Genomic DNA, 2452 nt, shown 5'->3' on the forward strand with positions numbered 1-2452 from the left:
TTGCCCGGTCTTTACTGCTTTCAAGGAATTTTGTTCAAATCAAAGAGGTTCCGGTGCCAGTATTGGCTTCCTCTACTTCAACCACTTCGGCGCAACTCACCTCTGGAAGAGATGCAACTCCTGAGAAAGCAAAAAGAGCAGTAAGTGTAACAAGACAGCCAAAATACTTAAAGCCAGGTATCAGGGTATCAAAAGAAGCGTTCAGTGAACGGATATATATCCAGCATTTATTTCAACTGGATAACAATATTATTCAGGAAGTCAGACTAATTCAGGAAAACCCGGTTTTTTTTTTAGAACAGACAGAAAAAAAGATCTCGGCATTCAAAAAGGCTTTAGAAAACAATAAAAATTCAATAAACGAGCTAGGAATAGGCTACTACTATTTTTTGAAAGCACTGGCCATGATGAGGGCCAAAATGTCAGATGATGACAAAACCATAGAGTTGTCCTTTAGTCCGGAAGTCAAGTTCAATGCCAAAAAGATAAAGGAGGCTATTTTACTTTCTCAACACTTCTGCTTACCTTACGCAAGGATGCTCATGCTGTTTTTTGAATATGGTATGGAGGGAGAGCCTGATGCAAAAGTAAGAGCCTGTCTCTCTGCATTGTCTGGAGTGTCACAGTCTATTGAGATCTTATTGGAATTAGAGCCAAATTCAGCGGTTCTGGCCGGAATATTACTCAAATGGCTGTTACTGATTCCAAAGCCTTTCGAACTGAAACTGGCCTTTGATGCAGACACTTATCTGAAAAAACCGCAACGTAAGATTCCAGGTACGGTAACACCTTCCATACGTCTACTCAGAGAGTTTTTGGAGCAACTTCCGACTAAAGGTTCTGACGTCGCAGTTGATAATATTTTGACCCGAATGGGCGAGACATTTATAAATCAGCAACAGCTGTCAGACGAACAGCATGAACAAGTGCTAGCGGTAGCGGCAGTGGTAGCGGCAGCTGAAGCAGCGGCGGCGGAAGCGTCTGCAACGGCAACGGCAACGGCAACGGCAACGGCGACATTGAAAGCGGCAACAGTGAATGGGCAAGTGGAAGCAGAAAAGCATACAGCAGCGGTGAAAATGAATACGTCAAAGATGGCGTTAGTGGCAGCAAAAATAGCGGCAAAAAAGGCTGCAGAGGCAGCTGCAAAGGAAGCAGCGGAAGCGATAGCAGAAATAAAAGTGGAAATAGAAACTAAACGAGAGACCACCGCGTCATTAGAAGCTCGAACGGAATCGATAGCAGCTGCGGTAATGGCAGCGGAAGTGTCAAAGGAAGCACATACGGAAGCAATATTAAGATTGGTACTGCACTTTGCCACTGGTCGAATGGACTTGCTTAAATTTAATAGTCTGTCTCTATCGTCAATTATCATGCGCTTTTCTGTGCAGGGCTATATTTCATCGAACTCATTAAACATCATATTTCTCAGAAAAAAACTGGCTCAACTCATTGAAGATATTCATCCTGAAAAACGGGCATGCGCAGATATCATAAAACTTGCTTTTCATCTGAATGGTTCACCAGAAGAAAAGCCTTTTTTCCCTCATCTTAAAGCCCTTCCCATCAATATCCAAGCCAGCTTGACCACCCATCATTTTGGTCATGACTTACAATTTCTAGAAAAATTAATTAGCTTATTTCCTGAATTGGTTACCAAGGATGCATCAGAATGGTACAACGTCCTTTTGCTGATTCACGAGTATAACATAAGACAAATCGGTGGAAATCCAGAAAAGGCAAAAAAACTCCAGAGTGATTCAAAAGATTGGAAACAATTACGCCAATGGTTTGAAAGTCATATATTGTATAAGCCAGTCGAGAAGAATGATATTCATTCAACACCAAAAGACATCGACTTTGCTGTCTTTAACATTTCCAGCATGAAACAGTTCAGAAAGGGTAACGAAAGTGCTTTTATTCTTGCTATTGAGCATGCCCGGGAAGTTGGCTATCTGAAATTAAAACAACACATAGACCAATATGAAAATAAAACGGATCCTGTATCACTACAGATGTTAGGCTGGTTTCATTGCCTGGCTGGACTAACACTCCTGAATGCAGAAATAAGTCCTGACAGTCAGCGGATAGTATTAACCGGTCGCAAAAGAGTTCTCACTAGCGCTCATGATCATTTCATGAGAGCGCGTATCATTGGCTTCCATTATGCCGGTTATCTGGAATCACTAGTGGGTATGCGGCTAGACAGCTACCAGTCCTACCAGAGTCAGTCATCCGAAGCCTCGCAAACAGACTCAAGTGATAAGCCGGTTATTCAATATGCATCGACCAAAAAGCCGGAGGAAAAAATCTTTATTGAAGCGGGTAAGATTTTTACAGAAATTTTGCCCGGGTTGTTAGCAAGCTCTCTATATGGTGTACGTTTTGCCGCTGAAACAGCCATCAGAATCTTTACTGATGAACGGTTTAATCTTCTGCACATCCCACAGGC

The 2452-nt window shown here is 42.3% G+C and carries 1 protein-coding gene; it reads left to right on the forward strand.

The window, feature by feature from the left end; all coding sequences use genetic code 11:
* Positions 1 to 53: 53 nt before the first annotated feature.
* Positions 54 to 2452: hypothetical protein (locus KDK18_RS03065; protein WP_257253126.1), on the forward strand; the 2399-nt coding region annotated here is incomplete at its 3' end.

This window comes from Endozoicomonas sp. SESOKO3, from assembly GCF_024606255.1.